This window comes from Rhodoferax sp., from assembly GCF_028714215.1.
GTDB lineage: Bacteria > Pseudomonadota > Gammaproteobacteria > Burkholderiales > Burkholderiaceae_C > Rhodoferax.
This window is the reverse complement of record NZ_JAQTMS010000022.1, coordinates 23,752-50,521: the sequence shown is the minus strand read 5'-3', so window position 1 is coordinate 50,521 and position 26,770 is coordinate 23,752. Positions and strand designations below refer to the sequence as shown.

General features: G+C 60.3%; 22 protein-coding genes and 1 tRNA gene. 22 read left to right on the top strand and 1 reads right to left on the bottom strand.

Annotated features, from left to right (window positions below):
- The 22 genes from pnp to PHS32_RS11680 all read left to right on the top strand — a co-directional run bounded on the left by pnp (nt 1) and on the right by PHS32_RS11680 (nt 24,873).
- A complete protein-coding gene (gene pnp, locus PHS32_RS11785) occupies nt 1-2,124 on the top strand; it encodes a polyribonucleotide nucleotidyltransferase (RefSeq protein ID WP_301079162.1) in 2,124 nt (707 codons plus the stop codon).
- A 32-nt stretch (nt 2,125-2,156) separates the two neighbouring features.
- Nucleotides 2,157-3,152 carry an NAD(P)H-quinone oxidoreductase gene (locus tag PHS32_RS11780; protein WP_301079189.1) on the top strand — a complete coding sequence of 332 codons (996 nt, stop codon included), beginning with the start codon at nt 2,157-2,159 and terminating at the stop codon, nt 3,150-3,152.
- Nucleotides 3,149-3,892 carry a triose-phosphate isomerase gene (gene tpiA, locus PHS32_RS11775; RefSeq protein WP_301079161.1) on the top strand — a complete coding sequence of 248 codons (744 nt, stop codon included), beginning with the start codon at nt 3,149-3,151 and terminating at the stop codon, nt 3,890-3,892. Before PHS32_RS11780 ends, tpiA begins: the two co-directional genes overlap by 4 nt.
- A 38-nt stretch (nt 3,893-3,930) precedes the next feature.
- Nucleotides 3,931-4,284, top strand: coding sequence for a preprotein translocase subunit SecG (gene secG, locus PHS32_RS11770; RefSeq protein WP_301079160.1), 354 nt, complete (start codon nt 3,931-3,933; stop codon nt 4,282-4,284).
- A gap of 116 nt (nt 4,285-4,400) precedes the next feature.
- A tRNA-Leu gene (locus PHS32_RS11765) sits at nt 4,401-4,485 on the top strand.
- Between the two features lie 59 nt (nt 4,486-4,544).
- Nucleotides 4,545-4,904 carry an NADH-quinone oxidoreductase subunit A gene (locus PHS32_RS11760; protein ID WP_301079188.1) on the top strand — a complete coding sequence of 120 codons (360 nt, stop codon included), beginning with the start codon at nt 4,545-4,547 and terminating at the stop codon, nt 4,902-4,904.
- 4 nt (nt 4,905-4,908) lie between these two features.
- Complete coding sequence (locus PHS32_RS11755) at nt 4,909-5,388, top strand: NADH-quinone oxidoreductase subunit B (RefSeq protein ID WP_301079187.1); 480 nt, start codon at nt 4,909-4,911, stop codon at nt 5,386-5,388.
- Between the two features lie 10 nt (nt 5,389-5,398).
- Entirely contained in the window at nt 5,399-6,007 is a 609-nt protein-coding gene (locus tag PHS32_RS11750) for an NADH-quinone oxidoreductase subunit C (protein WP_301079159.1), read from the top strand.
- Between the two features lie 11 nt (nt 6,008-6,018).
- Entirely contained in the window at nt 6,019-7,272 is a 1,254-nt protein-coding gene (locus PHS32_RS11745) for an NADH-quinone oxidoreductase subunit D (protein ID WP_301079158.1), read from the top strand.
- On the top strand, nt 7,269-7,757 hold the full coding sequence (gene nuoE / locus PHS32_RS11740; protein WP_301079157.1) for an NADH-quinone oxidoreductase subunit NuoE: 489 nt from the start codon (nt 7,269-7,271) through the stop codon (nt 7,755-7,757). The genes PHS32_RS11745 and nuoE overlap by 4 nt, the downstream gene beginning before the upstream one ends.
- Nucleotides 7,757-9,109 (top strand): NADH-quinone oxidoreductase subunit NuoF, encoded by a 1,353-nt coding sequence (gene nuoF, locus PHS32_RS11735; protein ID WP_301079186.1) that lies wholly within the window; start codon nt 7,757-7,759, stop codon nt 9,107-9,109. The genes nuoE and nuoF overlap by 1 nt, the downstream gene beginning before the upstream one ends.
- 14 nt (nt 9,110-9,123) lie before the next feature.
- Nucleotides 9,124-11,259, top strand: coding sequence for an NADH-quinone oxidoreductase subunit NuoG (gene nuoG, locus PHS32_RS11730; RefSeq protein WP_301079156.1), 2,136 nt, complete (start codon nt 9,124-9,126; stop codon nt 11,257-11,259).
- Nucleotides 11,256-12,338, top strand: a complete 1,083-nt coding sequence (gene nuoH, locus PHS32_RS11725) for an NADH-quinone oxidoreductase subunit NuoH (RefSeq protein WP_301079155.1) — start codon at nt 11,256-11,258, stop codon at nt 12,336-12,338. The genes nuoG and nuoH overlap by 4 nt, the downstream gene beginning before the upstream one ends.
- A 12-nt stretch (nt 12,339-12,350) precedes the next feature.
- A complete protein-coding gene (gene nuoI / locus PHS32_RS11720; protein ID WP_301079154.1) occupies nt 12,351-12,884 on the top strand; it encodes an NADH-quinone oxidoreductase subunit NuoI in 534 nt (177 codons plus the stop codon).
- A gap of 52 nt (nt 12,885-12,936) precedes the next feature.
- Nucleotides 12,937-13,596: an NADH-quinone oxidoreductase subunit J gene (locus PHS32_RS11715; RefSeq protein ID WP_301079153.1), complete on the top strand. Its 660-nt coding sequence runs from the start codon at nt 12,937-12,939 to the stop codon at nt 13,594-13,596.
- Nucleotides 13,593-13,901: an NADH-quinone oxidoreductase subunit NuoK gene (gene nuoK, locus PHS32_RS11710; RefSeq protein ID WP_011463804.1), complete on the top strand. Its 309-nt coding sequence runs from the start codon at nt 13,593-13,595 to the stop codon at nt 13,899-13,901. Before PHS32_RS11715 ends, nuoK begins: the two co-directional genes overlap by 4 nt.
- Nucleotides 13,902-13,906: 5 nt before the next feature.
- On the top strand, nt 13,907-15,916 hold the full coding sequence (gene nuoL, locus PHS32_RS11705; RefSeq protein WP_301079151.1) for an NADH-quinone oxidoreductase subunit L: 2,010 nt from the start codon (nt 13,907-13,909) through the stop codon (nt 15,914-15,916).
- A 70-nt stretch (nt 15,917-15,986) separates the two neighbouring features.
- Entirely contained in the window at nt 15,987-17,462 is a 1,476-nt protein-coding gene (locus PHS32_RS11700; protein WP_301079149.1) for an NADH-quinone oxidoreductase subunit M, read from the top strand.
- 38 nt (nt 17,463-17,500) lie between these two features.
- Entirely contained in the window at nt 17,501-18,988 is a 1,488-nt protein-coding gene (gene nuoN, locus PHS32_RS11695; RefSeq protein WP_301079148.1) for an NADH-quinone oxidoreductase subunit NuoN, read from the top strand.
- A 21-nt stretch (nt 18,989-19,009) separates the two neighbouring features.
- Nucleotides 19,010-19,615, top strand: a complete 606-nt coding sequence (locus PHS32_RS11690) for an NUDIX hydrolase (protein ID WP_301079147.1) — start codon at nt 19,010-19,012, stop codon at nt 19,613-19,615.
- Nucleotides 19,616-19,622: 7 nt separating this feature from the next.
- Nucleotides 19,623-20,072 carry a DUF1178 family protein gene (locus tag PHS32_RS11685; protein WP_301079146.1) on the top strand — a complete coding sequence of 150 codons (450 nt, stop codon included), beginning with the start codon at nt 19,623-19,625 and terminating at the stop codon, nt 20,070-20,072.
- A 25-nt stretch (nt 20,073-20,097) separates the two neighbouring features.
- Nucleotides 20,098-24,873 (top strand): NAD-glutamate dehydrogenase, encoded by a 4,776-nt coding sequence (locus PHS32_RS11680; protein ID WP_301079145.1) that lies wholly within the window; start codon nt 20,098-20,100, stop codon nt 24,871-24,873.
- Between the two features lie 115 nt (nt 24,874-24,988).
- Here PHS32_RS11680 and PHS32_RS11675 read toward each other — a convergent pair whose 3' ends face one another.
- Nucleotides 24,989-26,764, bottom strand: a complete 1,776-nt coding sequence (locus tag PHS32_RS11675; protein WP_301079144.1) for an ABC transporter transmembrane domain-containing protein — start codon at nt 26,762-26,764, stop codon at nt 24,989-24,991.
- Nucleotides 26,765-26,770 lie beyond the last annotated feature (6 nt).

The window sequence follows — 26,770 nt, the reverse complement described above, 5'->3', positions numbered from 1 at the left end:
ATGAGCATATTTAACAAAGTTAGTAAAACCTTCCAATGGGGCCAGAACACCGTCACCATGGAAACCGGTGAAATCGCCCGTCAGTCCAGCGGCGCTGTGCTGCTGGACATGGACGGTACCGTGGTGTTGGCCACCGTCGTCGCCAAGACCGAAGGCAAGGCCGGCCAGGATTTCTTCCCCTTGACGGTGGACTATCTGGAGAAGACCTATGCCGCCGGCAAGATCCCCGGCAGCTTCTTCAAGCGCGAGGGTCGTCCCAGCGAGTTTGAAACGCTGACCAGCCGCTTGATCGACCGTCCGATCCGTCCGCTGTTTCCCGAAGGGTTTTTCAATGAAGTGCATGTGGTGATCCACACGCTGTCCTTGAACCCGGAGGTCGATGCCGACATCGCCGCCATGATTGCCACCAGCGCCGCCCTGTCGGTCAGCGGTGTTCCGTTCAGCGGCCCGATCGGTGCCGCCCGCGTCGGTTACATCAACGGTGAATACGTGCTCAACCCGGGCCAGACCGCGCGCAAGGATTCCGTCATGGACCTGGTGGTGGCCGGTACCGAGGCCGCCGTCCTGATGGTGGAATCCGAAGCCAAGCAACTGAGCGAAGAGATCATGCTGGGCGCCGTGGTGTTTGGTCATGAACAAGGCAATATTGCCATCAACGCGATTCACGAACTGGTGCGCGATGCCGGCAAGCCGGCGTGGGATTGGAAAGCCCCCGCCAAGGACCAGGAACTGATCGCCAAGGTCGGCGCGCTGGCCAAGGACCGGCTGGTGGCTGCTTACCAGATTCGCAACAAGCAGGCCCGTACCCGCGCCTGCCGCGAGGCCTACGCTGTCGTGATGGCTGACCTGAAGACGGACGGTGTCGAGTTTGACAGCGTCAAGGTGGAAGGCATGCTGTTTGACATCGAAGCGCATATCGTGCGCAGCCAGATTCTGGCCGGCGAGCCGCGCATCGATGGCCGCGATACGCGCACCGTGCGTCCGATTGAAATCCGCAACAGCGTGCTGCCGCGGACCCACGGTTCAGCCCTGTTCACGCGTGGCGAAACCCAGGCACTGGTGGTCACCACGCTGGGCACCGAGCGCGATGCGCAGCGCATCGACGCCTTGTCTGGCGAGTATGAAGACCGTTTCCTGCTGCACTACAACATGCCTCCGTTCGCCACCGGCGAAACCGGGCGTGTCGGTACCCCCAAGCGTCGCGAGATCGGCCACGGCCGGCTCGCCAAGCGTGCGCTGGTGGCGGTATTGCCCAACAAGGAAGACTTCCCCTACACCATGCGCGTGGTCTCGGAAATCACCGAATCGAATGGTTCTTCTTCCATGGCTTCGGTGTGCGGTGGCTGCCTGTCCCTGATGGATGCCGGCGTACCGATCAAGGCGCATGTGGCGGGCATCGCCATGGGCCTGATCAAGGAAGAAAACCGCTTCGCCGTTTTGACCGACATCCTGGGTGACGAAGACCACCTGGGCGACATGGATTTCAAGGTGGCAGGTACCACCAACGGCATCACGGCACTGCAGATGGACATCAAGATCCAGGGCATCACCAAGGAAATCATGCAGGTTGCGCTGGCCCAGGCCAAGGAAGCCCGCATGCACATCCTGGGCAAGATGCAGGAAGCGATGGCCGAGGCGAAGACCGAAGTGTCCAACTTCGCGCCGCGTCTGTTCACCATGAAGATCAACCCCGAGAAGATCCGTGACGTGATCGGCAAGGGCGGCGCCGTCATCCGCGCGCTGACCGAGGAAACCGGTACCCAGATCAACATCGAGGAAGACGGCACCATCACCATCGCCTCGGCCGATCCGGCCAAGGCCGAGGAAGCCAAGCGTCGCATCGAGCAGATCACGGCGGAAGTCGAGATCGGCAAGATCTACGAAGGTCCGATCACCAAGATTCTGGACTTCGGCGCCTTGGTCAACCTGCTGCCGGGTAAAGACGGCTTGCTGCACATCAGCCAGATTGCGCACGAGCGCGTCGAGAAGGTGTCCGACTACCTGAGCGAAGGCCAGATCGTCAAGGTCAAGGTCATGGAAACGGACGAGAAAGGCCGCATCAAGCTGTCGATGAAAGTCTTGCTGGATCGTCCGACCCAGAATGGCAACGACAACCACGCTTGAATACCGTCCGCGGGCTGTCGTCTGAATTGAGCATGAAGGCCATCGAGATCACGATTTTTGGCGCCCCCGAGGTGCTGCGTCTGGGTGAGCGGCCGACGCCGCTGCCGGGCGCTGGCGAGTTGCTGATCCGGGTGTCGGCCAGTGGCGTCAATCGCCCTGATGTCCTGCAACGCACCGGCAACTACCCGGTGCCGCCGGGAGCCTCGGATATTCCAGGCCTGGAAGTCGCTGGCGTGATCGAGCAAGGTGATGCACAGGAACTGGCAGACGCGGGCTTCAAGCTCGGTGATCGGGTTTGTGCACTGGTTGCCGGTGGTGGCTACGCTGAATTTTGCGTGGCGCCGGTGGCCCAATGCCTGCCCGTGCCGAAAGGTTTGAGCGATGTCGAGGCGGCGTCTTTGCCGGAAACTTTTTTCACCGTCTGGAGCAATGTGTTTGACCGGGCGCGGCTGCAAAAAGGCGAAACCCTGCTGATTCAGGGCGGCTCCAGCGGGATTGGCGTGACCGCCATTCAGTTGGCCAAGGCCATGGGCGCGCAAGTTATCGTGACCGCCGGCAGCGATGAGAAATGCGCCGCCTGTCTGGCCCTGGGTGCCGACCATGCGATCAACTACCGGACGCAGGATTTTCAGGTCGAGGTGAAGCGTTTGACGTTCGGTCAGGGCGTCAATGTCATTCTCGACATGGTGGCCGGCAACTACGTGGCCAAGGAGGTCGAGTGCCTGAGCGAAGATGGCCGCCTGGTCATTATTGCGGTGCAGGGCGGTGTCAAGAGTGAAATCAACGCCGGTCTGGTACTGCGCCGGCGTTTGACGGTGACCGGATCGACGCTGCGGCCGAGGCCTGTTGCGTTCAAGGCGGCGATTGCGCAAGCCTGTCTGAAAAATGTCTGGCCCCTGATCGAGCGCGGCGCTATCAAGCCGGTGATTCACAGCACGTTTGTGGCGCAGGATGCGGCCAAGGCGCATGCCTTGATGGAATCGAATAAGCATGTCGGGAAAATTGTTTTGACTTGGGGTGGGGCATGAAAAAAAAGCTGATCGCAGGTAACTGGAAAATGAACGGCAGCCTGGCTGCCAACGAGGCCTTGATCAAAAATCTTTTGGCCGGACTCGGAACACCGGCCTGTCAGGTGGCGCTGTGCGTGCCGTCGGTCTATCTGGCCCAATGCCAGTCGCTGGTGAATGGCACGGCCATCGACCTGGGCGCGCAGGATGTGTCGCAACAGCCGGAGGGCGCTTTCACGGGGGAGGTTTCTTCCGCCATGCTGCAGGAGTTTGGTGTGCGCTATGTGCTGGTGGGCCACTCCGAGCGTCGTCAATACCATTTCGAGACCGATGCGGGGGTGGCGGTCAAAGCCCAGCGCGCCCTGGCCTGCGGCATCACGCCCATTGTGTGCGTCGGCGAGACCCTGGCGGAACGTGAAGCGGGCCGGACCGAGGAGGTGGTCAAGCGCCAACTGGCGGCGGTGATCCATGCCAACGGTCACTGCATCAGCGAGATCGTGGTGGCCTACGAGCCGGTGTGGGCCATCGGTACCGGCAAGACCGCCAGCACCGAGCAGGCGCAGCAGGTGCATGCCGTGTTGCGGGCCCAGTTGAAAGCGGCAAGCCCGCAAGCCGATCGCATCCACCTCCTGTACGGCGGCAGCATGAATGCCGCCAATGCGGCACAGTTGCTGGCGCAACCCGACATCGACGGCGGGTTGGTCGGCGGTGCCTCGCTCAAGGCCCCAGATTTCTTATCAATTATTGCCTCTGCAAACTAAACTTCTTGCATTGACTGCTAGCTATTCCGGAGTATTAAATGAGTATTTTTCTATCCATCCTTCTCGCTGTCCAGATGATTGCCGCAGTGGCCATGATCGGTTTGATTTTGGTGCAACATGGCAAGGGCGCCGACATGGGCGCGGCTTTTGGCAGCGGCGGTTCCGGCAGTCTGTTTGGGGCCTCTGGCAGCGCCAATTTTCTGTCGCGCACCACTGCGGTGCTGGCCACGGTGTTCTTTGCCTGCACCTTGTTGCTGGCCTATTTCGGCTCGGTTCGACCGGCCGCCAGCTCTGGTAGCGTGTTGCAGGGCGCGGCGGTCGTGGCGCCCGCTCCGGCGGCTGCAGTGCCTGCCGCACCGGCGTCTGGCGCAGCCCAAATTCCGTCCAAATAATTGCCGCCGATATTGCGCCGTTGCGTCGGAAAACAGCGTGATTTCGGGGTAAACTTCAGCCTGTCTTGAGAGCCAGAACCGCAAGGTGCCTCACGCAATCCAGACATCTGAAAGCCGCCTTCGTGGTGAAATTGGTAGACACGCTATCTTGAGGGGGTAGTGGCGAAAGCTGTGCGAGTTCGAGTCTCGCCGAAGGCACCAAATAAACATGCTTGATGTGGATCAAAGCAGCAAGCAAAAACTTGGGTCAGAATCGCCAGATGAATCTTGATCAGTACCTGCCAATCCTCTTGTTCGTTCTGGTCGGTTTAGGAGTTGGCATTGCCCCCCAGGTGATTGGTTACATCCTCGGACCCAACCGACCTTACCCCGCAAAAAATTCCCCTTACGAGTGCGGCTTCGAAGCCTTCGAAGATGCCCGCATGAAGTTTGACGTGCGCTACTACCTGGTAGCCATCCTGTTCATTCTGTTTGACCTCGAAATCGCATTTCTGTTTCCCTGGGCGGTCTCGCTAAAAGACATAGGCGCGCTGGGATTTTGGGCGGTCATGGTATTTTTGGCCATTCTCGTCGTGGGCTTTGTTTACGAGTGGAAAAAAGGGGCCCTTGACTGGGAATGAAGCGATGATCGAAGGCGTATTAAAAGAAGGCTTCATCACCACCAGTTACGACTCGGTGGTGAACTGGGCGAAAACCGGTTCGATCTGGCCCATGACTTTTGGTCTGGCCTGCTGCGCCGTGGAGATGATGCAATCCACCACCGCCCGCTACGACATCAGCCGTTTTGGTGCTGAAGTATTTCGCGCCAGCCCGCGTCAGGCCGACCTGATCATTGTCGCCGGTACGCTGTGCAACAAGATGGCGCCAGCGTTTCGCAAGGTCTATGACCAGATGAGTGAACCGCGCTGGGTTCTTTCCATGGGGTCGTGTGCCAACGGCGGTGGCTACTACCACTACAGTTACTCCGTGGTGCGGGGTTGTGATCGGATTGTTCCGGTGGATGTTTATGTGCCCGGTTGTCCGCCTACCGCGGAGGCTTTGCTCTACGGCATCATTCAGTTGCAGCACAAGATTCGCCGCACCCAAACCATAGCACGCACGTGAGGGGACGGCGATGACAACTTACGCTGTAAATCCGCAAACCATCAAAGCCAATGTGGATGCCGCCTTGGGCGACCTGGTTCTAAGCAGTGTGGTTCGCCTGGGCGAACTGACGGTCGTGGTGGATGCGGCGCATTATCTGGAAGCGGCAAAAATTCTGCGCGACGACCCGAACTGCCGGTTTGAGCAACTGATGGACCTCTGCGGAGTCGACTACTCGAGCTACAAGGATCAGCCGCAAGTCGGGCTGCGCTACTGTGTGGTGTGTCATTTTCTGTCGGTGAGCCTGAACCAGCGTGTCCGGCTGAAAGTGTTTGCATCCGACGACAATTTTCCAGTGCTTCAGTCGCTCAATGAACTCTGGAACTCGGCCAACTGGTTTGAACGGGAGGCTTTTGATCTGTTCGGAATCGTGTTTGAAGGCCATCCCGATTTGCGTCGGATCCTGACCGACTACGGTTTTATCGGGCATCCATTTCGCAAGGACTTTCCGGTTTCAGGTCACGTCGAGATGCGCTATGACGCCGAGCAAAAGCGTGTCGTATACCAGCCTGTCACGATTGAGCCACGCGAAATCACACCGCGCATCATCCGTGAAGAGCATTACGGAGACTTGCAATAAGCACCTTGGCCATGGCTGAAATCAAAAACTATACCCTCAACTTCGGGCCGCAGCATCCGGCAGCGCATGGCGTTTTGCGCCTCGTGCTGGAGCTTGACGGCGAAGTGATTCAACGTGCCGACCCGCATATCGGGCTGTTGCATCGCGCGACCGAAAAACTGGCCGAAAGCAAAACCTATATCCAGGCCTTGCCCTACATGGACCGTCTCGACTACATGTCGATGATGTGCAATGAAAGCGCTTATTGCCTGGCGCTGGAAAAATTGCTGAACCTGGAAGTACCTCTGCGCGCCAAGTACATCCGTGTCATGTTCAGCGAAATTACCCGCTTGCTGAACCACTTGCTGTGTGTCGGCGCCGGTGCCCTTGACTGCGGGGCCATGACCGTCATGTTCTACGCCTTTCGGGAGCGGGAAGACCTGCTTGACATGTACGAGGCCGTCAGCGGTGCGCGCATGCATGCTGCCTACTTCCGGCCGGGCGGCGTCTACCGCGATTTGCCTGACACCATGGCGCGGCACCAGCCCAACAAGATTCGCAGCGCCAAGTCGACGGCCCAGCTCAATCGTGCTCGCGACGGCAGCCTGCTTGACTTCATTGACGACTTTACGCAGCGCTTCCCGACCCACCTGAACGAATACCACACGCTGTTGACGGACAACCGGATCTGGAAGCAGCGCACCGTGGGCATCGGCGTTGTGACGCCGGAACGCGCCTTGAATCTGGGATTCTCCGGTCCCATGCTGCGTGGCTCGGGCATCGCTTGGGATCTGCGCAAGAAGCAACCCTATGAGGTTTACGACCGACTGGATTTTGATATTCCGGTCGGCAAGACCGGTGATAACTATGACCGCTACCTGGTGCGCATGGAGGAGATGAAGCAGTCCAACCGCATCATCAAGCAATGCGTGGACTGGCTGCGCGCCAATCCGGGTCCGGTGATTACCGACAACCACAAGATCGCGCCACCGAGTCGTGAAGCCATGAAGTCCAACATGGAAGAGTTGATTCACCACTTCAAGCTCTTCACTGAGGGTTTCTCCGTGCCCGAAGGCGAGGCCTACGCCACCATCGAGCATCCCAAGGGTGAATTCGGTATCTACATGGTCAGCGACGGGGCCAACAAACCCTATCGCATGAAGATCCGGCCGCCGGCCTTTGTTCATCTGGCGGCATTGGGTGAAATGGGGCGTGGTCACATGATTGGCGATGCGGTGGCAATTATTGGTTCGTTGGATATAGTGTTTGGGGAAGTTGATCGATGATTTCCGAAGAATCCAGAGCACGCTTCGCTCAAGAAGTCGCCAAATACCCGGCTGACCAGAAGCAGTCCGCGGTCATGGCCTGTCTGGCCATCGTCCAGCAGGAGCTTGGCTACGTGAGTGCCGAAAGCGAAAAACTGGTGGCCGATTTCCTGGGCATGGCACCGATTGCGGTGCATGAAGTCACCTCCTTCTACAACATGTACAACCAGCAGCCGGTTGGCAAGTACAAGCTCAATGTTTGCACCAATTTGCCATGCCAGTTGCGCGACGGTGGGCGGGCGCTCAAGCACCTTGAGCAAAAGCTTGACATCGGCCTCGGCGAGACCACGCCGGACGGCTTGTTCACCCTGCAGCAATGCGAGTGTCTGGGTGCTTGTGCCGACTCTCCGGTGCTGTTGGTGAACGATAGAACGATGTGCAGTTTCATGACTGACGACAAGCTCGATCAACTGGTCGACGGCCTGCGCTCCGAGGGGAATAAATGATGGCGCCCGAAAAAATCCTGGCCCAGTTCCAGGCGACGGGGGTGCAGACCTGTTTTCATGGCCGGCACATCAGCCCACAGATTCTGGCCGGGCTCAATGGCAGCAACTGGCGTCTGAAGGATTATGAAGCGCGCGGTGGCTACCAGGCGTTGCGCAAGATTTTGGGCAAGGACGGTGGCGCTGGCTTGACGCCCGACCAGGTCATTGCGACGGTCAAGGAATCCGGCTTGCGTGGACGTGGCGGCGCGGGTTTCCCGACCGGACTGAAGTGGACCTTCATGCCGCGCCAGTACGCCGGGCCGAAGTTCCTGATGTGCAATTCGGACGAAGGCGAGCCGGGTACCTGCAAGGACCGCGAAATCCTGCAATTCAACCCGCATATCGTGATCGAGGGCATGCTGATCGCCGCCTACGCGATGGGCATAGGCACCGGCTACAACTACATTCACGGCGAGATCTTCCAGATCTACCAACGTTTTGAAGAGGCGCTGGCGGAGGCTCGCGCGGCCGGCTTGCTGGGTGACAACATTCTTGGCAGTGGTTTTGGTTTTCAGCTGCACGCGTTTCACGGCTTCGGCGCCTATGTCTGCGGCGAGGAAACGGCTTTGCTGGAGTCGGTGGAAGGCAAGAAGGGGCAGCCGCGTTACAAGCCGCCATTCCCGCCCAGCTACGGTTTGTATGGCAAGCCGACCAACATCAACAACACCGAGACCTTTGCCGCCGTGCCCTGGATCATCAACCATGGCGGCAAGGCTTATCTGGAATGCGGCAAACCCAACAACGGCGGCACCAAACTGTTTTCGATCAGCGGTGACGTCGAACTGCCGGGCAATTACGAAATCCCGATGGGCACCCCGTTCTCCAAATTGCTGGAACTTGCCGGCGGTGTGCGCAAGGGTCGCCAGCTCAAGGCCGTGATCCCGGGCGGATCGTCCACGCCCGTGCTGCCGGCCGCGATCATGATGGACTGCAGCATGGACTACGACTCGATCGCCAAGGCCGGCTCCATGCTGGGCTCCGGCGCCGTCATCGTCATGGATGACAGCCGTTGCATGGTCAAAAGTCTGCAGCGTCTGAGTTACTTCTACATGCACGAGTCATGTGGCCAGTGCACGCCATGCCGCGAGGGCACTGGCTGGCTCTACCGCGTGGTGGACCGGATCGAAAACGGCCAGGGTCGCGCCAGCGACATGGATTTACTCGACAACGTGGCCCAGAACATCATGGGACGCACCATTTGCGCGCTGGGCGATGCGGCGGCAATGCCGGTGCGGGCCATGCTGAAGCACTTCCGCCCTGAATTTGAATATCACGTAGAGCATAAGACCTGCATGGTCCCGGCCTACGTCTGAGCGAGCAGCCCAAGATGATTGAAATTGAACTCGACGGCAAGAAGGTTGACATCGTTGAAGGCAGCATGATCATGCATGCGGCGGAGAAGGCTGGCACCTACATTCCGCATTTCTGTTATCACAAGAAACTCAGCATCGCGGCCAGTTGCCGCATGTGCCTGGTCGATGTGGAAAAAATGCCCAAACCGATGCCGGCCTGTGCCACCACGGTGGCTCCGGGCATGGTGGTTCGCACCCGCAGCGACAAGGCGGTCAGTGCGCAAAAGTCGGTGATGGAGTTCCTGCTGATCAATCACCCCCTGGACTGTCCCATTTGCGATCAGGGCGGCGAGTGTCAGTTGCAGGATCTGGCGGTCGGTTATGGTGCTTCTGCCTCGCGCTACCAGGAGGAAAAGCGTGTTGTTGCCTTCAAGGATGTAGGTCCCCTGGTTTCAATGCAGGAGATGAGCCGTTGCATCCAGTGCACGCGCTGCGTTCGGTTTGGCCAGGAGGTGGCGGGGGTGATGGAGTTGGGCATGACGCATCGTGGCGAGCATGCCGAAATTGAAACCTTTGTGGGTCAATCGGTGGATTCCGAGTTGTCGGGCAACATGATAGATATTTGTCCGGTCGGCGCCTTGACCAGCAAACCGTTCCGTTACAGCGCCCGCACTTGGGAACTGTCACGGCGCAAATCGATCAGTCCGCATGACTCGACCGGCGCCAATTTGATTGTGCAGGTCAAGAACAACAAGGTGATGCGCGTCGTGCCGCTGGAGAACGAAGCCGTCAACGAGTGCTGGATCGCCGACCGCGACCGTTTCTCCTATGAGGCTTTGAATAGCGACCAGCGGCTGACCAGCCCCATGCTCAAGCAGGGTGGCGTCTGGAGCGCAGTCAGCTGGCAGCAGGCGCTGGAGTACGTTGCCAACGGTTTGAAGCAGATCAAGTCGGAGCATGGCGCTTCGAGTATTGGTGCGCTGGTCAGCCCGCACAGCACGCTGGAAGAACTGTTTCTGACCGGCTCCCTGCTGAACGGTCTGGGCAGTCAGAACGTCGATTACCGCTTGCGCAACGCCGAGTTTGCCGCGATTGAAGGGGTGCGCCATCTGGGTACCTCTGTTGCGTCCTTGTCCGGGCTTCAGAACGTGTTGGTGGTGGGTTCCAATCTGCGCAAGGATCATCCCCTGTTTGCCCAGAGAATCCGGCAGGCCGCCCGCAAGGGCTGTGCCGTGAACGCCATTGATTCGGTGGCGCGGGACTGGGCCATGCCGGTAGCCAATACGCTGCAGTGTGATGCTGCTTCCTGGGCTCAGGCGCTGGCCGATGTCGCGGCGGCAGTGGCGGCCGACAAAGGTGTTGCGGCGCCGGCGAAAGGCAATATCAGCGAGACCGCCAAAGCCATCGCCAAGTCCTTGCTCGGCGGCGAACGCAAGGCTGTTTTGCTGGGCAATGCGGCCGCGCACCATGCCAAGGCCTCCAGCCTGCTGGCCCTGGCCAACTGGATTGGCGCGCAGACCGGTGCCAGCGTCGGCTACCTTGGCGAAGCCGCCAACACGGTGGGCGCACAACTTGCGGGGGCGCTGCCCGGGCCGAACGGAAAGAATGCCGGTCAAATGCTGCAGGGTGGGCTGAAAGCCGTTTTGTTGTTGAACAACGAGCCTGAATTTGACTCGGCGGCGGGTGCCGCGGCCGGCAAGGCTCTGGCGCAAGCCGAGATGGTGGTGACACTCAGTCCGTTCAAGGCGAATATGGAATTCAGCGATGTGCTGCTGCCGATCGCGCCGTTCACTGAAACTTCCGGCACCTTCGTCAACGCCGAGGGCCGCGTGCAAAGTTTTCATGCCGTGGTCAAACCGCTGGGTGAAACGCGGCCGGCGTGGAAGGTGCTGCGCGTGCTGGCCAATCTGCTGGAGGTGCCGGGTTTCGACTTCGAATCCTCGCAGCAGGTGCTGGCTCGGGTTTGCGGCCTGCCGGCCGAGGGTGAAACCCTTTTGCCCGGCAATGTTCTGAATAACACAACGCAAGCGCTGGTCGATCTGACGCCCGCCGGGATAGCCCCGGTAGTGGCCAGTATCTACGCGCTCGATGGCACGCTGCGCCGCGCAGCCAGCCTGCAACTCACGGCAGACGCCAAACGAAATGATGTGGCGCAGGAGGCGACAGCATGATTGACGTCATTTTCTCCTTTGGTCAAGGCTTGCTGGACGCACCTTGGTGGTCGGCTTATGCCTGGCCTGTGATTTGGGCGCTGGTCAAGGTTGTCCTGGTCCTGATGCTGGTGATGGGCCTGGTGACCTACACCACCTTGTGGGAACGCAAACTCCTTGGTTGGGCGCAAATCCGTCTCGGACCGAATCGAGTCGGGCCTTGGGGTTTGCTGCAGCCGATTGCGGATGCCTTGAAGTTGATGACCAAGGAACTTGTCAGACCGGCGGCGGCGGACAAATTCTTGTTTTATATGGGCCCGGTGATGACGGTCATGCCGGCCATGGTGGCTTGGGCGGTGGTTCCGTTCAGTCCCGACATTGCCTGCGCCAACATCAATGCCGGCTTGCTGTTTCTGATGGCCATTACCTCGATGGAAGTTTATGGCGTGATCATTTCAGGCTGGTCTTCCAATTCCAAGTACCCGTTCCTGGGCGCGCTGCGAGCCTCTGCCCAAATGGTGAGCTACGAAATTGCCATGGGCTTTTGCCTGGTGGTGGTGCTCATGGTTTCGGCCAGCCTGAACCTGACGGATATCGTCAGCGGGCAAGGCAAGGGCCAGTTTGCGCAGATCGGCTTGAACTTCCTGTCGTGGAACTGGTTGTCGCTATTGCCCATTTTTGTCATCTATTTTGTCTCCGGCCTGGCCGAAACGAATCGGCTCCCGTTCGACGTGATCGAAGGCGAGTCGGAGATCGTGGCCGGTCACATGGTGGAGTATTCCGGCATGTCCTGGGCCATGTTCCAGATGGCCGAATACGCCAACATCTGGCTGGTGTCGGCGCTGTGCACCATCATGTTCCTGGGCGGCTGGTTGTCGCCGATCGACAGTGCTGTGTTCAACTGGATTCCAGGCTGGATCTGGCTGGGCCTGAAAACATTCGCGGTGGTCACCATGTTTGTCTGGGTGCGGGTCTCCTTCCCGCGCTTTCGCTATGACCAGATCATGCGCCTGGGTTGGAAAATCTTCATTCCGGTTACCCTGGTCTGGCTGGTGGTTGTCGGGGTATGGATGCAGACCCCCTGGAACATTTGGAAGTAATTCGAGCTGTCTATGTCTACCCCTACTTCAAGTTCTATTGAAACGTCGAACGGGAGTTCCTTCTCGCTGAAGGACTTCTTGTCCAGTTTCATGCTGGGCGAGTTTCTCAAGGGCCTGGCTCTGACCGGCAAGTACACTTTTCGCAGCAAGATCACGCTCGAGTATCCGGAAGAAAAGACGCCGCTGTCGCCGAGATTTCGCGGTCTGCATGCGCTGCGCCGCTATGAGAACGGTGAAGAGCGTTGCATTGCCTGCAAGTTGTGCGAGGCAGTCTGTCCGGCGATGGCCATCACCATCGAGTCGGCGGTGCGCGCCGATGGATCCCGGCGCACGACACGTTACGACATCGACTTCAACAAGTGCATCTATTGCGGTTTCTGTGAGGAAAGCTGCCCGGTCGACTCGATTGTGGAAACACCCATTTTCGAGTACCACGGCGAAGCCCCTGGGGATTTGTATTTCACCAAAGACATGCTGCTGGCGGTGGGTGATCGCTATGAAAGCCAGATTGCAGCGGCCAGGGCGGCTGACGCCAAATACCGCTAGCCAACGCCGCAGCAACTTCAACCCTAAGAACAGCGAAATAAAGTAACGACACATGGACGTCAAGACCGGTCTCTTCTATTTCTTCTCGATCGTGCTGCTATTTGCCGCCTTTCGGGTCATCACCGCGCGCAACCCGGTGTATGCCGTGCTGTACCTCGTGTTGGCATTCTTTCAGGCGGCGGCTTTGTGGATGCTGCTCAAGGCCGAGTTCCTGGCGATTGCCCTGGTGCTGGTGTATGTCGGGGCCGTGATGGTGCTGTTCCTGTTTGTCGTCATGATGCTGGACATCAATGTCGACAGCGCCCGCCAGGGGTTCTGGAAGCATTTTCCATTGGCAGCGGTGATCGGCGTGCTGATCGCGTTGGAGATGGCGGCGGTCCTGATGGGCGGTTTCCGGGTCAACGAGGAGCCGCACCTGGCGGCTGTTCTGGGCCAGGCGCCGGTGGAGCTGTCCAATACCCGCGAACTGGGCAAGCTTCTTTATACGCAATACCTGTATCCGCTCGAAATTGCCGCAGCCATCCTGCTGGTGGCGATGATCGCGGCCATCGCGCTGACGCTGCGTCAGCGCAAGGACAGCAAGCACATCGATCCCTATAAACAGCTGCAGGTCAAGTCCAAAGACCGCATGACCGTGGTCAAGATGGCGGCCACCCAGGTGGCGGCGCTGGACGACACGGCTGCCGCCAAAACTGCGGAGAACAAAGCATGACCTTGACTCTTGGACATTTTTTATCGCTGGGAGCGATGCTGTTCGCGCTGTCGGTGATCGGTATTTTCCTCAATCGCAAGAACCTGATCGTTCTGTTGATGGCGATCGAGTTGATGCTGCTGGCGGTCAACACCAATTTCGTGGCATTTTCCTATTACCTGGGCGACATGCACGGGCAAATATTCGTGTTTTTCATTCTGACCGTCGCTGCGGCCGAATCGGCCATCGGTCTGGCCATTTTGGTGCTGCTGTTCCGTAACAAGTCCAGCATCAATGTGGACGAACTCAATACGCTCAAGGGTTAATAAAGATGAGTCAAACCCTGTCTGCCGCAACGCTTCTCGCGGTTCCCATGGCGCCGCTGGCCGGAGCTGTTCTGGCCGGTATTCTTGGTACCAAGTTCGGTGGCAACTGGATCGGACGGCGCATGTCGCACTCGCTCACCATATTGGGTGTGCTGCTGTCATTCATCCTGTCCGCCATGACGCTCAAGAGCGTGGCGCTGGAGGGTGCCCGGTTCAATGAGACCCTCTACACCTGGATGGTGGTGGGTGGGCTGAAAATGGAAATCGGTTTCCTGGTCGACGGTCTGACCGCGATGATGATGTGCGTGGTCAGCTTTGTCTCCCTGATGGTTCACATCTACACCATCGGTTACATGGAAGAAGATGACGGCTACAACCGTTTCTTTGCCTATATCTCGCTGTTCACCTTCTCCATGCTGATGCTGGTGATGAGCAACAACATGTTGCAGCTGTTCTTTGGCTGGGAGGCGGTGGGCCTGGTGTCGTATTTGCTGATCGGTTTCTGGTTCAACAAGCCGACCGCCATTTTTGCCAACATGAAGGCGTTTTTGGTGAATCGTGTCGGTGACTTCGGCTTTATCCTGGGCATTGGACTGATCGTCGCTTTTGCCGGGACTCTCAATTACGCCGAGGCGTTCGCCAAGGCGGGTGAGCTGGCAAAGCTGAGTTTTCCGGGCACCGACTGGATGCTGGTCACCGTCATCTGCATCTGCTTGTTCATCGGTGCCATGGGCAAATCAGCTCAGTTTCCGCTGCACGTCTGGCTGCCCGATTCGATGGAAGGCCCGACCCCGATTTCGGCCCTGATCCACGCCGCCACCATGGTGACGGCCGGCATATTCATGGTGGCACGCATGTCCCCCCTGTTTGAACTCAGTGACACGGCCTTGAACTTCGTGCTGGTGATCGGTGCCATCACCGCCTTGTTCATGGGTTTCCTGGGCATCATCCAGAACGATATCAAACGCGTGGTGGCGTATTCCACGCTGTCCCAGCTCGGTTACATGACGGTGGCGCTGGGTGCCTCGGCCTATTCGGTGGCGGTGTTTCACCTGATGACCCATGCGTTCTTCAAGGCGCTGCTGTTTCTCGCTGCCGGGTCCGTCATCATGGGCGTGCATCACAACCAGGACATCCGCTGGATGGGCGGTCTGCGCAAGTACATGCCGATCACCTGGATCACTTCGCTGCTGGGCTCGCTGGCCCTGATCGGCACGCCCTTGTTCGCCGGCTTCTATTCCAAGGACAGCATCATTGAAGCGGTGCACGAGAGTCATCTGCCGGGCGCCGGCTTTGCCTCCTTTGCCGTACTGGCCGGAGTTTTTATAACGGCGTTCTATTCCTTCCGCCTGTATTTCCTGGTGTTTCACGGCAAGGAGCGTTTCGACCAGAACCCGGATGCGCACCACGGCCATGGTCACCATGGCGAGCAGCACGCACCGCACGAGTCGCCGTGGGTCGTCACGGTGCCGCTGGTCCTGCTGGCCATTCCGTCGGTCGTGATCGGTTTCATGACCATCGGGCCGATGCTGTTCGGCGAGTTTTTCAAGGGGGCCATCTTCATCGACGCGGAGAAGCACGCCGCCCTGGAAGAGATGGCCAAAGCCTTCCATGGCCCGGTGCAAATGGCATTGCATTCGTTGACCACCTTGCCGTTCTGGCTGGCGCTGGCGGGCGTGGCGACCTCCTACTACATGTACATGGTCAATCCGGCCTTGCCGGCCGCCATCAAGCGCACCTTCCAGCCGATCTACACCCTGCTTGAGAACAAGTATTACATGGACTGGTTCAATGAGAACGTGATTGCACGGGGTGCCAGGGCACTGGGAACCGGGCTATGGAAGGGCGGTGACGAGTATCTGATTGATGGCGCGCTTGTGAATGGCTCGTGGAAAGTGGTCGACTGGGTCTCCGGTACCGTGCGCCGGGTGCAGTCGGGTTACCTGTACCACTACGCACTGGCCATGATCCTGGGTGTGTTTGTGCTCATGACGTATTTCGTATGGCTGAAATGATGACCTTGCGGGACAGACCGCAGGCTCGTATGCGGCAAGCCCTGTACCGAACTGTTTAGGAATAAGAAAAATGGGATTGTTGAGCCTGGCTATTTGGACACCAATTGCGTTTGGTGTTGTGCTGCTGGCATTCGGTCGCGATGATCAGGCACGCTCCGTGCGCTGGGTCGCCCTGATTGGTGCTTTTGTCAGCTTCCTCGTCACCTTGCCGCTGTACGACGGTTTCAAACTGGGCACGGCTGCCATGCAGTTTGTCGAGAAGGCGCCCTGGATCACCCGCTTCAACGTCAACTACCATCTTGGCGTGGACGGCATTTCGCTCTGGTTCGTGTTGCTGACCGCTTTCATCAACCTGGTGGTCGTGATCGCCGGTTGGGAGGTCATTACCCGGCGCGTCAACCAGTACATGGGTGCTTTCCTCATTCTCAGCGGCCTGATGATCGGCGTCTTCTGCGCCCTCGATGGCATGCTGTTTTACGTGTTCTTCGAAGCCACGCTGATCCCGATGTACCTGATCATTGGTATTTGGGGTGGTCCGAACAAGATTTACGCGGCCTTCAAGTTCTTCCTCTACACCTTGCTTGGCTCGCTGCTGATGCTGGTTGCGCTGATCTTCCTGTACACCAAGTCGGGCGGTAGTTTCGATCTGGCGCTGTGGCACCGACTGCCGCTGGGTGGCACCGCGCAAACACTGCTGTTCTTTGCCTTCTTTGCCGCCTTCGCCGTCAAGGTGCCGATGTGGCCGGTGCACACCTGGTTGCCCGATGTGCACGTTGAGGCGCCTACCGGTGGCTCGGCGGTGCTGGCGGCCATCATGCTCAAGCTTGGTGCCTATGGTTTTCTGCGCTTCTCCCTGCCGATTGCGCCGGATGCCGCGCGTGAATGGGCCTGGCTGATGATTGCCTTGTCCCTGATTGCGGTCATCTATGTTGGCCTGGTGGCGATGGTGCAAAAGGACATGAAAAAGCTGGTCGCCTATTCATCAGTCGCCCACATGGGTTTTGTGACCCTCGGCTTCTTCATTTTCAATGACCTCGGGGTCTCGGGTGGCCTGGTCCAGATGATCTCCCACGGTTTTGTATCGGCTGCCATGTTCCTCTCGATTGGTGTCCTGTACGACCGCGTTCATTCGCGTGAAATTGCCAGCTACGGCGGTGTCGTCAACACCATGCCCAAGTTCACGGCGTTTGCCCTGATGTTTGCGATGGCCAATTGCGGCTTGCCGGGCACCGCCGGTTTTGTTGGCGAGTGGATGGTGATTCTGGGTGCCGTGAAAGCCAATTTCTGGTTGGGCTTTGCCGCCGCCAGTGCCCTGATTTTTGGCGCCGCCTACACGCTGTGGATGTTCAAGCGGGTTTACCTGGGCCCGGTCAGCAACCATCATGTCAAGGAACTGCTGGACATCGGCAGCCGTGAGTTTTTGTTCCTGACCCTGCTGGCCGTTGCCGTGCTGTACATGGGTATTTATCCGAAGCCATTTACCGACGTGATGGACACGTCGGTGGCGGAATTGCTCAAGCACGTGGCGCTGTCCAAGTTGAATTGATCGGTCTGAATTGAGCACATTGAATAGAGAAACAGAAAATGATCGATAAACTCAGTTGGATTTCCGTTTACCCCGAAATCATCCTGCTCACCATGGCCTGCGTGATTGCACTGGTTGATCTTGGCGTGCACAGTCCGCGCCGCACCGTTACCTATTTGTTGACGCTTCTGACCTTGGCTGTGGTGGCTGCCTTGCAGGCAAGTTACGCCAGCGGCGGGGCCACCGTATACGGCTTCGGCAACATGGTGGTCAGCGACCAGATGGGCAATTGGCTGAAATGTTTTGCCACTGTCGCGGTGATGGTCACGCTGGTCTACGGTCGTCCCTATGCCGCCGACCGCGGCATGTTGCGCGGTGGCGAGCTGTTCAGCTTGAGCATGTTTGCCTTGCTGGGCATGTTCGTCATGATCGCCGGCAACAATTTCCTGGTGATCTACCTGGGTCTCGAATTGCTCACCCTGGCCAGCTATGCGCTGGTCGCTTTGCGGCGTGACAATGCCACTGCCACGGAAGCCGCGATGAAGTATTTTGTGCTGGGCGCCCTGGCTTCGGGCTTCCTGCTGTATGGCCTGTCCATGATGTACGGCGCCACCGGCTCGCTGGACGTGAATACCGTCTTCAAGGCCATCAATTCCGGCCAGGTCAAGCACCAGGTGCTGGTCTTCGGTCTGGTGTTCGTGGTCGCCGGCCTGGCCTTCAAGCTGGGCGTGGTGCCGTTCCACATGTGGATTCCCGACGTCTATCAGGGTGCGCCGACGGCGATTACCTTGATGATAGGCGGCGCTCCCAAACTGGCCGCCTTCGGTATCGTCATCCGCCTGTTGGTGGAGGGCATGCTGCCGCTGGCCATCGACTGGCAACAAATGCTGATGCTGCTGTCGGTGGCATCGCTGCTGATCGGCAATCTGGCCGCCATCGCACAAACCAATCTCAAGCGCATGTTGGCGTTTTCGACCATTTCCCACATGGGTTTCGTGCTGCTGGGGCTGATGTCGGGCGTGGTCAACGGCAACATCAATTCAGCCGCCAATGCCTACAGTTCGTCGATGTTCTACGTTGTCACTTATGTGCTGACGACCTTGGCCAGTTTCGGCGTCATCCTGCTGCTGGCCCGGGAAGGTTTCGAGAGCGAGGAGATCGCCGATTTTGCCGGCCTGAACCAACGCAGCCCGCTTTACGCCGCGGTGATGGCGACCTGCCTTTTTTCATTGGCCGGCATTCCGCCGATGGTTGGCTTCTACGCCAAGCTGTCGGTCCTGCAGGCGCTGGTCGCTTCCGGTCAGGTGTTCCACATCGGTCTGGCCGTCTTCGCCGTCATGATGTCGCTGATCGGTGCCTTCTACTACTTGCGCGTGGTCAAGGTCATGTACTTTGACCAGCCGATCACGGCCAGTGCGGTATCGGCGCCACTGGACGTCCGCGCGGTGTTGTCGATCAACGGTGCGCTGGTGCTGTTTATCGGTTTGGTGCCTGGTAGTCTGATGACTTTATGCGCCAACGCCGTGGTCCAGATGTTGGGCACCTGAACGCCTGGGCTTGGTTCGTCGATGGATGCGCGTCATCTGATCGAAGAGAAGCTCTCCAGTAAGGAACTGTTCAAGGGCGGCTTGCTGCACGCCTTTCGCGATACCGTCAGACTGCCGGATGGCGCCAGCGCCAGTCGCGAATACATCGTGCATCCCGGGGCCGTCATGATTGTGCCTCTGCTGGAGGACGCCGCGGGCGGCATCCAGGTCGTGCTGGAGCGCCAATTTCGCTATCCCATTGGGCAGGTGATGGTAGAGTTTCCGGCCGGCAAGCTCGATCCCGGAGAGGACATCCAGTCCTGTGCCCAGCGCGAACTGATGGAAGAAACCGGCTATCGCGCCACCCAGTGGGCGCGTGCCGGCGTGTTGCACCCCGTCATCTCCTATTCGACCGAGTTCATCGACATCTGGTTTGCCCGCGGCCTGACACCGGGCGCGCGGCAACTCGACCCGGGCGAGTTTCTGGACGTGTTCAGCGCCACCCCGGCGCAGCTGCGGCAATGGTGTCGCGAGGGCCGGGTGACGGACGGTAAAACCCTGGCCGCCGCCCTTTGGCTGCAAAACGTCTTGTCGGGGACCTGGGAACTCGTTTGGCGTGCCGCCGCCGGACCGGAGATCGCCGGATAATGACGCCATGAAAGTTCTGGACCTCCAGTGTCGCCAACGCCATGTGTTTGAGGGCTGGTTTGCGTCGGAAGACGATTTTTTGCAACAACGCGACGGCGGTCTGATCGAATGCCCAGTCTGTGGCGATGCCACGATTGCCAAGAAACTGAGCGCGCCGCGCCTCAATCTTGCCGGCACTCCCGGCGAATCCCCGGCGCCGTCCGAGCAGGTGGCGGTTGCCGGGGTGGAGCAGAGCCTGCAAGTCGCCTGGATGGCTTTGGCGCGTCGCATCGTGGCCCATACGGACGACGTCGGCGACCGCTTTGCCGAAGAGGCGCGCAAGATCCATTACGGTGAAAGCAAGGAGCGCGGCATCCGCGGCCAGGCTTCCAGCGCGGAGGCCCAAGCGCTGATCGAGGAAGGCATCAGCGTGCTGCATTTACCACTGCCCGAAGCGCTCAAAGGACAACTCCAATGAGATTCAGAGGCCTTACGGAACCCATATGACGAACTCTCCTCTTGCCGAATTGCTAAGCTACATGACAGAACACGGCGGGCCGGTGGCCAGCCGGCAAACTGGTTTCATGGAGGCCTACTTCGAGAACACTGACCCCGATGAAATAGCGGTGCGCGGTGCGGCTACCCTGTATGCGATTGCCAATGCCCATTGGCGTCTGCTGGACGCGCCGCGCGCGGCCCAGAGCGCCAAGCTGCGGGTCTTCAATCCGACCCTGGCGGAAGACGGTTTTGTCAGTGAACACACGGTGCTTCAGATCGTGCATGACGACATGCCGTTCCTGGTCGACTCGGTCACCATGGCGATCAACCGCAGCGGCCGTACCGCGCACTGGATCGTGCACCCCCTGATGAGCGTGGGCCGGGATGGCGAAGGAAAAATCGCCCGCGCCAGCAATGTGGCGGCGGCCACCGCCAGCGGGCATAAGGACCCCATTGAATCGCTCATTCTGGTGGAGTGCGACCGCATTGTGAGTGCTGCCGAGCAGCGCGTTTTGGCGCAGGAATTGAACCGCGTGCTGGGTGATGTGCGCAGCACGGTGCAGGATTGGCGCGCCATGCTGGAGCGGGTCCAGAGCGTCAGCGAGGCGTCGAAAAATTCAACCCTGTCGGCCGATAGCCGGCAGGAGGGGGTTGATTTTCTGCACTGGCTGCAAGACCGCCATTTCACCTTCCTCGGTGCCCGCGATTACGACCTGAAACGCGACGCCGACAGGGTCAGCCTGATCGCCCGTCCCGAATCCGGTTTGGGCATCCTGCGCGGTCCGGTTCAGACCGCCGAAACGGTTCTGCCGCCGGAGGCCGTGGCGCTGATTGAATCGAATGAACTGGTGCTGGTCACCAAGGCCATGACGCGTGCCACAGTGCACCGCCCGGCCTGGCTCGATTACATCGGTGTCAAACGCTTCGACGAAGCCGGCAAGGTGGTCGGAGAAACGCGTTTTCTGGGGCTTTACACGTCGGCCGCCTATTCCGCCCTGGTGAGCGAGATTCCCCAGGTGCGCCGGCGCGCCGCGCTGGTCATGAGCAATGGCGGCGTCGTGCCCGACAGCCACGCCGCCAAGTCCTTGCAGTCGATTCTGGACGTTTATCCGCGTGACGAGCTGTTCCAGATCGACGGCGCCACGCTGACTGAGCACGCCATTGGAATCCTGCGTCTGCAGGAGCGCCAGCGGACCCGGGTGTTCCTGCGCCGCGACCCGTTCGGCCGCTTCACCTCGGTCCAGGTGTTCGTGCCGCGCGACCGCTTCAATACCGAACTGCGCATCAAGATCGGCGCCGAGCTGATGGCCACCCTGGACGGCCAGTCGATCGAGTTCACACCAATGCTGACCGACAGCCCGCAAGCGCGGATTCATTATCTGGTGCGCGCCAAGGTCGCTGCGCCGCAGAGCGTCAACCTACCGGCACTGGAAGGGCGGGTCGCCAAGCTGGCGCAACGCTGGGAAGACGACTGCGGCACCGAGTTGCTGCGCGCGCACGGTGAAGGCCATGGCCTGGCCCTGGCGCACCGTTTTGCGAATGCGTTTCCGACCGCCTACCGGGAGGACTTCTCGGCTGCCGTGGCGGCCGAGGACGCCGACGTGCTGGCCGGGTTGTCGGACGCCTCACCACTGGGCGTGAAACTGTACCGACCGCTGGACGCCGACGCCGGCATGCTGCGTTTCAAGATTTACAACACGGCCAAGGTCGCGCTGTCGGATTCCTTGCCGGTGCTGGAGCGCATGGGTGCGCGCGTTCTCGATGAACATCCTTACCACATCGTCTGCGCCGACACTGCCTTGTGGATCCACGACCTGGGCCTGCAACTGCCCGCCAGCACCGACCTGGCCACCGTCAAAGCCCGCTTCGAAGCCCTCTTTTCGCAAGCCTGGCGCGCCGAGGTGGAGAGCGACGACCTGAACAAGCTGGTGCTCAGCACCACGCTCGATGCGCGCGCCATCGCCATCCTGCGCGCCTATACCCGCTACTTCAAGCAATTGGGATTCGCCTTCAGCCAGAACTACATCGAAGCGACGCTGAACAAGAACGCCTTCATCGCGCAGGCGATCATCGAACTCTTCAATGCGCGCTTTGAGCCCGCCAAGGCCAATCCGGCCCTGGCGGCAGACCACGAAGGCTCCCAGGATCTGCTCAAGCAGCAGATCGAGACCCACCTGCAGGCGGTGGCGAGCCTGGACGAAGACCGCATTCTGCGGCAGTTCTTCGCCACCGTGCTGGCCACCTTGCGCACCAATGCGTGGCAGAAAACAGCCGCCGGCGCGCACAAGCCGTACCTCAGTTTCAAACTCAATCCGCGTCAGGTTCCGGGCGTGCCCGAGCCCAAACCGATGTTTGAAATCTGGGTCTATTCGCCGCGCGTTGAAGGCATTCATTTGCGCAACGGGAAAGTGGCGCGCGGCGGCATTCGCTGGTCGGACCGGCGGGAGGACTTCCGCACCGAAATTCTGGGCCTGGTGAAAGCCCAGCATGTCAAAAACACGGTCATCGTGCCGGTCGGCTCGAAGGGCGGTTTCGTGCTCAAGAATGCGCCTTCCGCGAGCGACCGGGAAGCCTATATGGCCGAGGGCGTGGCCTGCTACAAAACCTTTTTGTCGGGCTTGCTGGACCTCACCGATAACCTGGTGAAAGGCGCTGTCGTCCCACCGCCCAACGTGGTGCGGCACGATCAGGACGACCCCTACCTGGTGCTGGCGGCCGACAAAGGTACCGCCACTTTCTCGGATATTGCCAACAGCGTGTCGGCCGACTACGGTTTTTGGCTGGGCGATGCGTTTGCCTCCGGCGGCTCGGTCGGTTACGACCACAAGAAGATGGGCATCACCGCGCGCGGTGCCTGGGAGTCGGTGAAACGGCACTTCCGCGCCCTGTCCGTCAACACCCAGACCACCGCCTTCACGGTGGCCGGCATTGGCGACATGTCGGGCGACGTGTTCGGCAACGGCATGCTGCTGTCCAAGCACATCAAGCTGGTGGCGGCGTTCGACCACCGGCACATCTTCATCGATCCGAATCCGGACGTGCAACGCTCGCATGCCGAGCGCCAGCGCCTGTTTGAGCTGCCACGCTCAAGCTGGGACGACTACGACAAGGCGCTGCTGTCACCCGGCGCCGGCGTTTACGCACGCAGCGCCAAGTCGATCACGCTGAGCCCCGAAGCGCGCGCCGTGCTGGGGATCGACGCCGAGGAGCTGACGCCGGTGGAATTGCTGCGGGCCATTCTGCAGGCACCGGTCGATCTGCTCTACAACGGCGGCATCGGCACTTACGTCAAAGCCACTTTCGAGACCCATGCCCAGGTCGGCGACAAGGCCAGCGATGCTTTCCGTGTCAATGGCAATGAGTTGCGCTGCAAGGTGCTGGCCGAGGGCGGCAACCTGGGCTGCACCCAGAACGGCCGCATCGAGTACGCGCAGAAAGGCGGCCTGATCTACACCGATGCGATCGACAACTCGGCCGGTGTCGACTGCTCGGACCATGAGGTCAACATCAAGATCCTGCTGGGCAGCGTGGTGGAGGCCGGTGACCTGACGCTCAAGCAGCGCAACGACGTGCTGGCATCGATGACCGACGAAGTGGGCCTGCTGGTGCTGACCGACAACTATTACCAGACCCAGGCACTCGACATTGCCGGCTACCGCGCGCTTTACCTGCTCGATGGGCAGCAGCGCCTGATGCAGTGGCTGGAGCGCCATGGACGGCTGGACCGGGCCATCGAATTCTTGCCGACGGACGAAGAAATCGCTCGCCGCAAGGCGCGCAAGGCGGGTCTCACGGCGCCTGAAAATGCGGTGCTGCTGGCCTACGCCAAGATGTCGGTGTTCGATGAACTGGTGAGCAGCAATCTGCCGGACGACCCGTTCTTCAGCCGTGCCCTGAAAGCCTATTTCCCGCCCCTGCTGAGCGAGAAGTTCGGCGCCGCGATCGCCGCCCATCCGCTCAAGCGCGAGATCATTGCCACCTTCCTCAGCAACACGGTGGTCAACCGCACCGGTGCCACCTTCGTCAACTTCATCGCCTCCGAGACCGCCGCCACGGCGGCCGATGTGATCCGGGCCTTCACGCTGGCGCGCGAGATCTTCGACCTGGAACCCTTGTGGGACCAGATCGATGCCCTGGACTACCGGGTCGATGCCAGACTACAGCTTGATTTGCTGACCAAGCTGACAGCGATTGCCCAGCGCGCCTCGCGCTGGATGCTGCGCGTGCGCACGCAAAGCACCGATTTGCCGACCCTGATCCAGTGCTATCAACCGGCGGCGCGCGAGTTGCGGGCGCATCTCGCGGACTGGCTGCCGGCCAGCGCCAATGCCAGCTGGCAACACGCGGCACAGGCGCTGGTGAATGCCGGTGTCGAGCCGACGTTGGCGCAAAGTTTGACGGCGCTGGACTTCATCTTCCCGGCGCTGGACCTGGTCGATCTGGCACAACATGCCAGCATCGCTCTGGAACAGGCGGCGCGGGCTTATTTCGGCGTCGACGCCGAACTGGGACTGACCGGCTGGCGCGCCCAGATCAACCGGCTACCGACCGACACCTTGTGGCAAACCCAGGCCCGCGCCAGTGCCCGGGACGACGTCTATTCGATCGCCAGCCAGATCACGCGCGGCCTGCTTTCGAGGCAGGAAGCGCTCAGTGCCTGGCGCGAGCAACACGGCCCGGCGATTGAGCGCCTGTGCCGGCTGCTGACCGACATCGGCACGCAGGCTGCCGACCTGGCACCGGTGTCGGTGGCCTTGCGGCAACTGCGCCAGTTGGTCTGAGGCGCAGGCCCGATGGCTGTCATTGCGTCCCCGGCTGTCATCCCGGACCTGATCCGGGATCCATGACACCCGACAGCATGGATGCCGGGTCAAGCCAGGCACGACACGGTTACCCTCAGGCGTTGAACTGTAGCGCCGCCAGCCCGGCATAAACGCCGCCGCGCGCCACCAACTGGGCGTGCGTGCCTTGTTCCACCAGTTGACCGTGGTCCAGTACCACGATCAGGTCGGCCTGTTGCACCGTTGCCAGGCGGTGCGCAATCACCAGCGTGGTGCGGCCCAGCATGGCGCTCTCCAACGCGGCCTGTACCATGCGTTCGCTTTCGGCGTCCAGTGCGCTGGTGGCCTCGTCCAGCAGCAGCAGCGGTGGATTTTTCAACATGGCGCGGGCAATGGCAATGCGCTGGCGCTGGCCGCCGGACAGGCGCACGCCGCGCTCGCCCAGGAAGGTGTCGTAACCCTCCGGCAAGGCACTGATGAACTGGTGCGCAAAAGCCGCTTGCGCGGCGGCCTTGACTTCTTCGTCGCTGGCCGCAGGCTTGCCATAGCGAATGTTCTCCAGCGCGCTGCTGGAGAAGATGACCGCGTCCTGCGGCACGATGCCGATGCGCTGGCGCAAGTCATGTAGGGACAGTTCGCGGGTCGGCACGCCGTCCAGCACGATGCGGCCCGATGCCGGGTCGTAAAAGCGCAGCAACAACTGGAACACGGTGCTTTTTCCGGCGCCGCTGGGGCCCACGATGGCGACGGTCTGGCCCGGTTTGACCGTCAAGGAAAAATCCTTCAGCGCCGCCTGATTCGGGCGCGACGGGTAGTTGAAACTGATGCCTTCAAATTGGATCGCGCTGCCGGCGAGCTGCGCCGGGGCTGGCACCGGATTCGCCGGCGATGCGATCGGCGAGCGGCTCGCCAGCAACTCCATCAAGCGCTCGGTGGCACCGGCGGCGCGCAGCAGGTCGCCGTAGACCTCGCCCAAAATCGCAAAAGCGCTGGCCAGGATGATGACGTACATCACCGTCTGGCCCAGATCGCCGGCACTGATGCGCCCGGCCATCACCGCTTGGGTGCCCTGGTACAAGCCCCACAGCAGCGCGGCGGAGGTGGCGATGATGATGAAAGCCACCAGCACCGAGCGCGCCTTGGTGCGCCGCACCGCGGTCCTGAAGGCCTTGTCGGTGGAGGCGTTGAAGCGTGCGGCCTCGCGGCCCTCGGCGGTATAGCTTTGCACCACGGGAATGGCGTTCAGCACCTCGGCCGCCATGGCGCTGGAATCGGCGATGCGGTCCTGGCTGGCCCGTGACAGCTTGCGCACGCGCCGGCCGAACCACAGGGACGGAACGACCACCAGCACCAGCACGCCCAGCACCTGGAACATGACATAGGGGTTGGTCCAGATCAGCATGCCCAGCGCGCCGATTCCCATCACGGTGTTGCGCAAGCCCATGGAGAGCGACGAGCCCACCACGGTCTGCACCAGCGTGGTGTCGGCCGACAGGCGCGACAGCACTTCGCCGGTCTGCGTGGTCTCGAAAAATTCGGGGCTCTGTTGCAGCACGTGACCGTAGACCGCGTTGCGCAAATCGGCGGTGACGCGTTCGCCGAGCCAGCTCACCATGTAAAAGCGCGCCGCCGAAAACAGCCCCAGCGCCACCGCCACGGCAAAGAGCGCGACAAAATGCTCGCGCATAGCCATCACCTGCGCGCCTTTGTCGGTTTGCACCAGGCCAGCGTCGATCAGGCTGCGCAAGGCCACCGGAAAAGCCAGCGTGGCGACCGCGGCCAACACCAGAAACAGCAGCGCCAGGGCGATGCGGCCACGGTAGGGCAGCAGGAACGGAAGCAAGCCCGACAGTGAACGCGGCGAGGCTTTGGCGGGGGCAGGCGTAGACATGCTTCG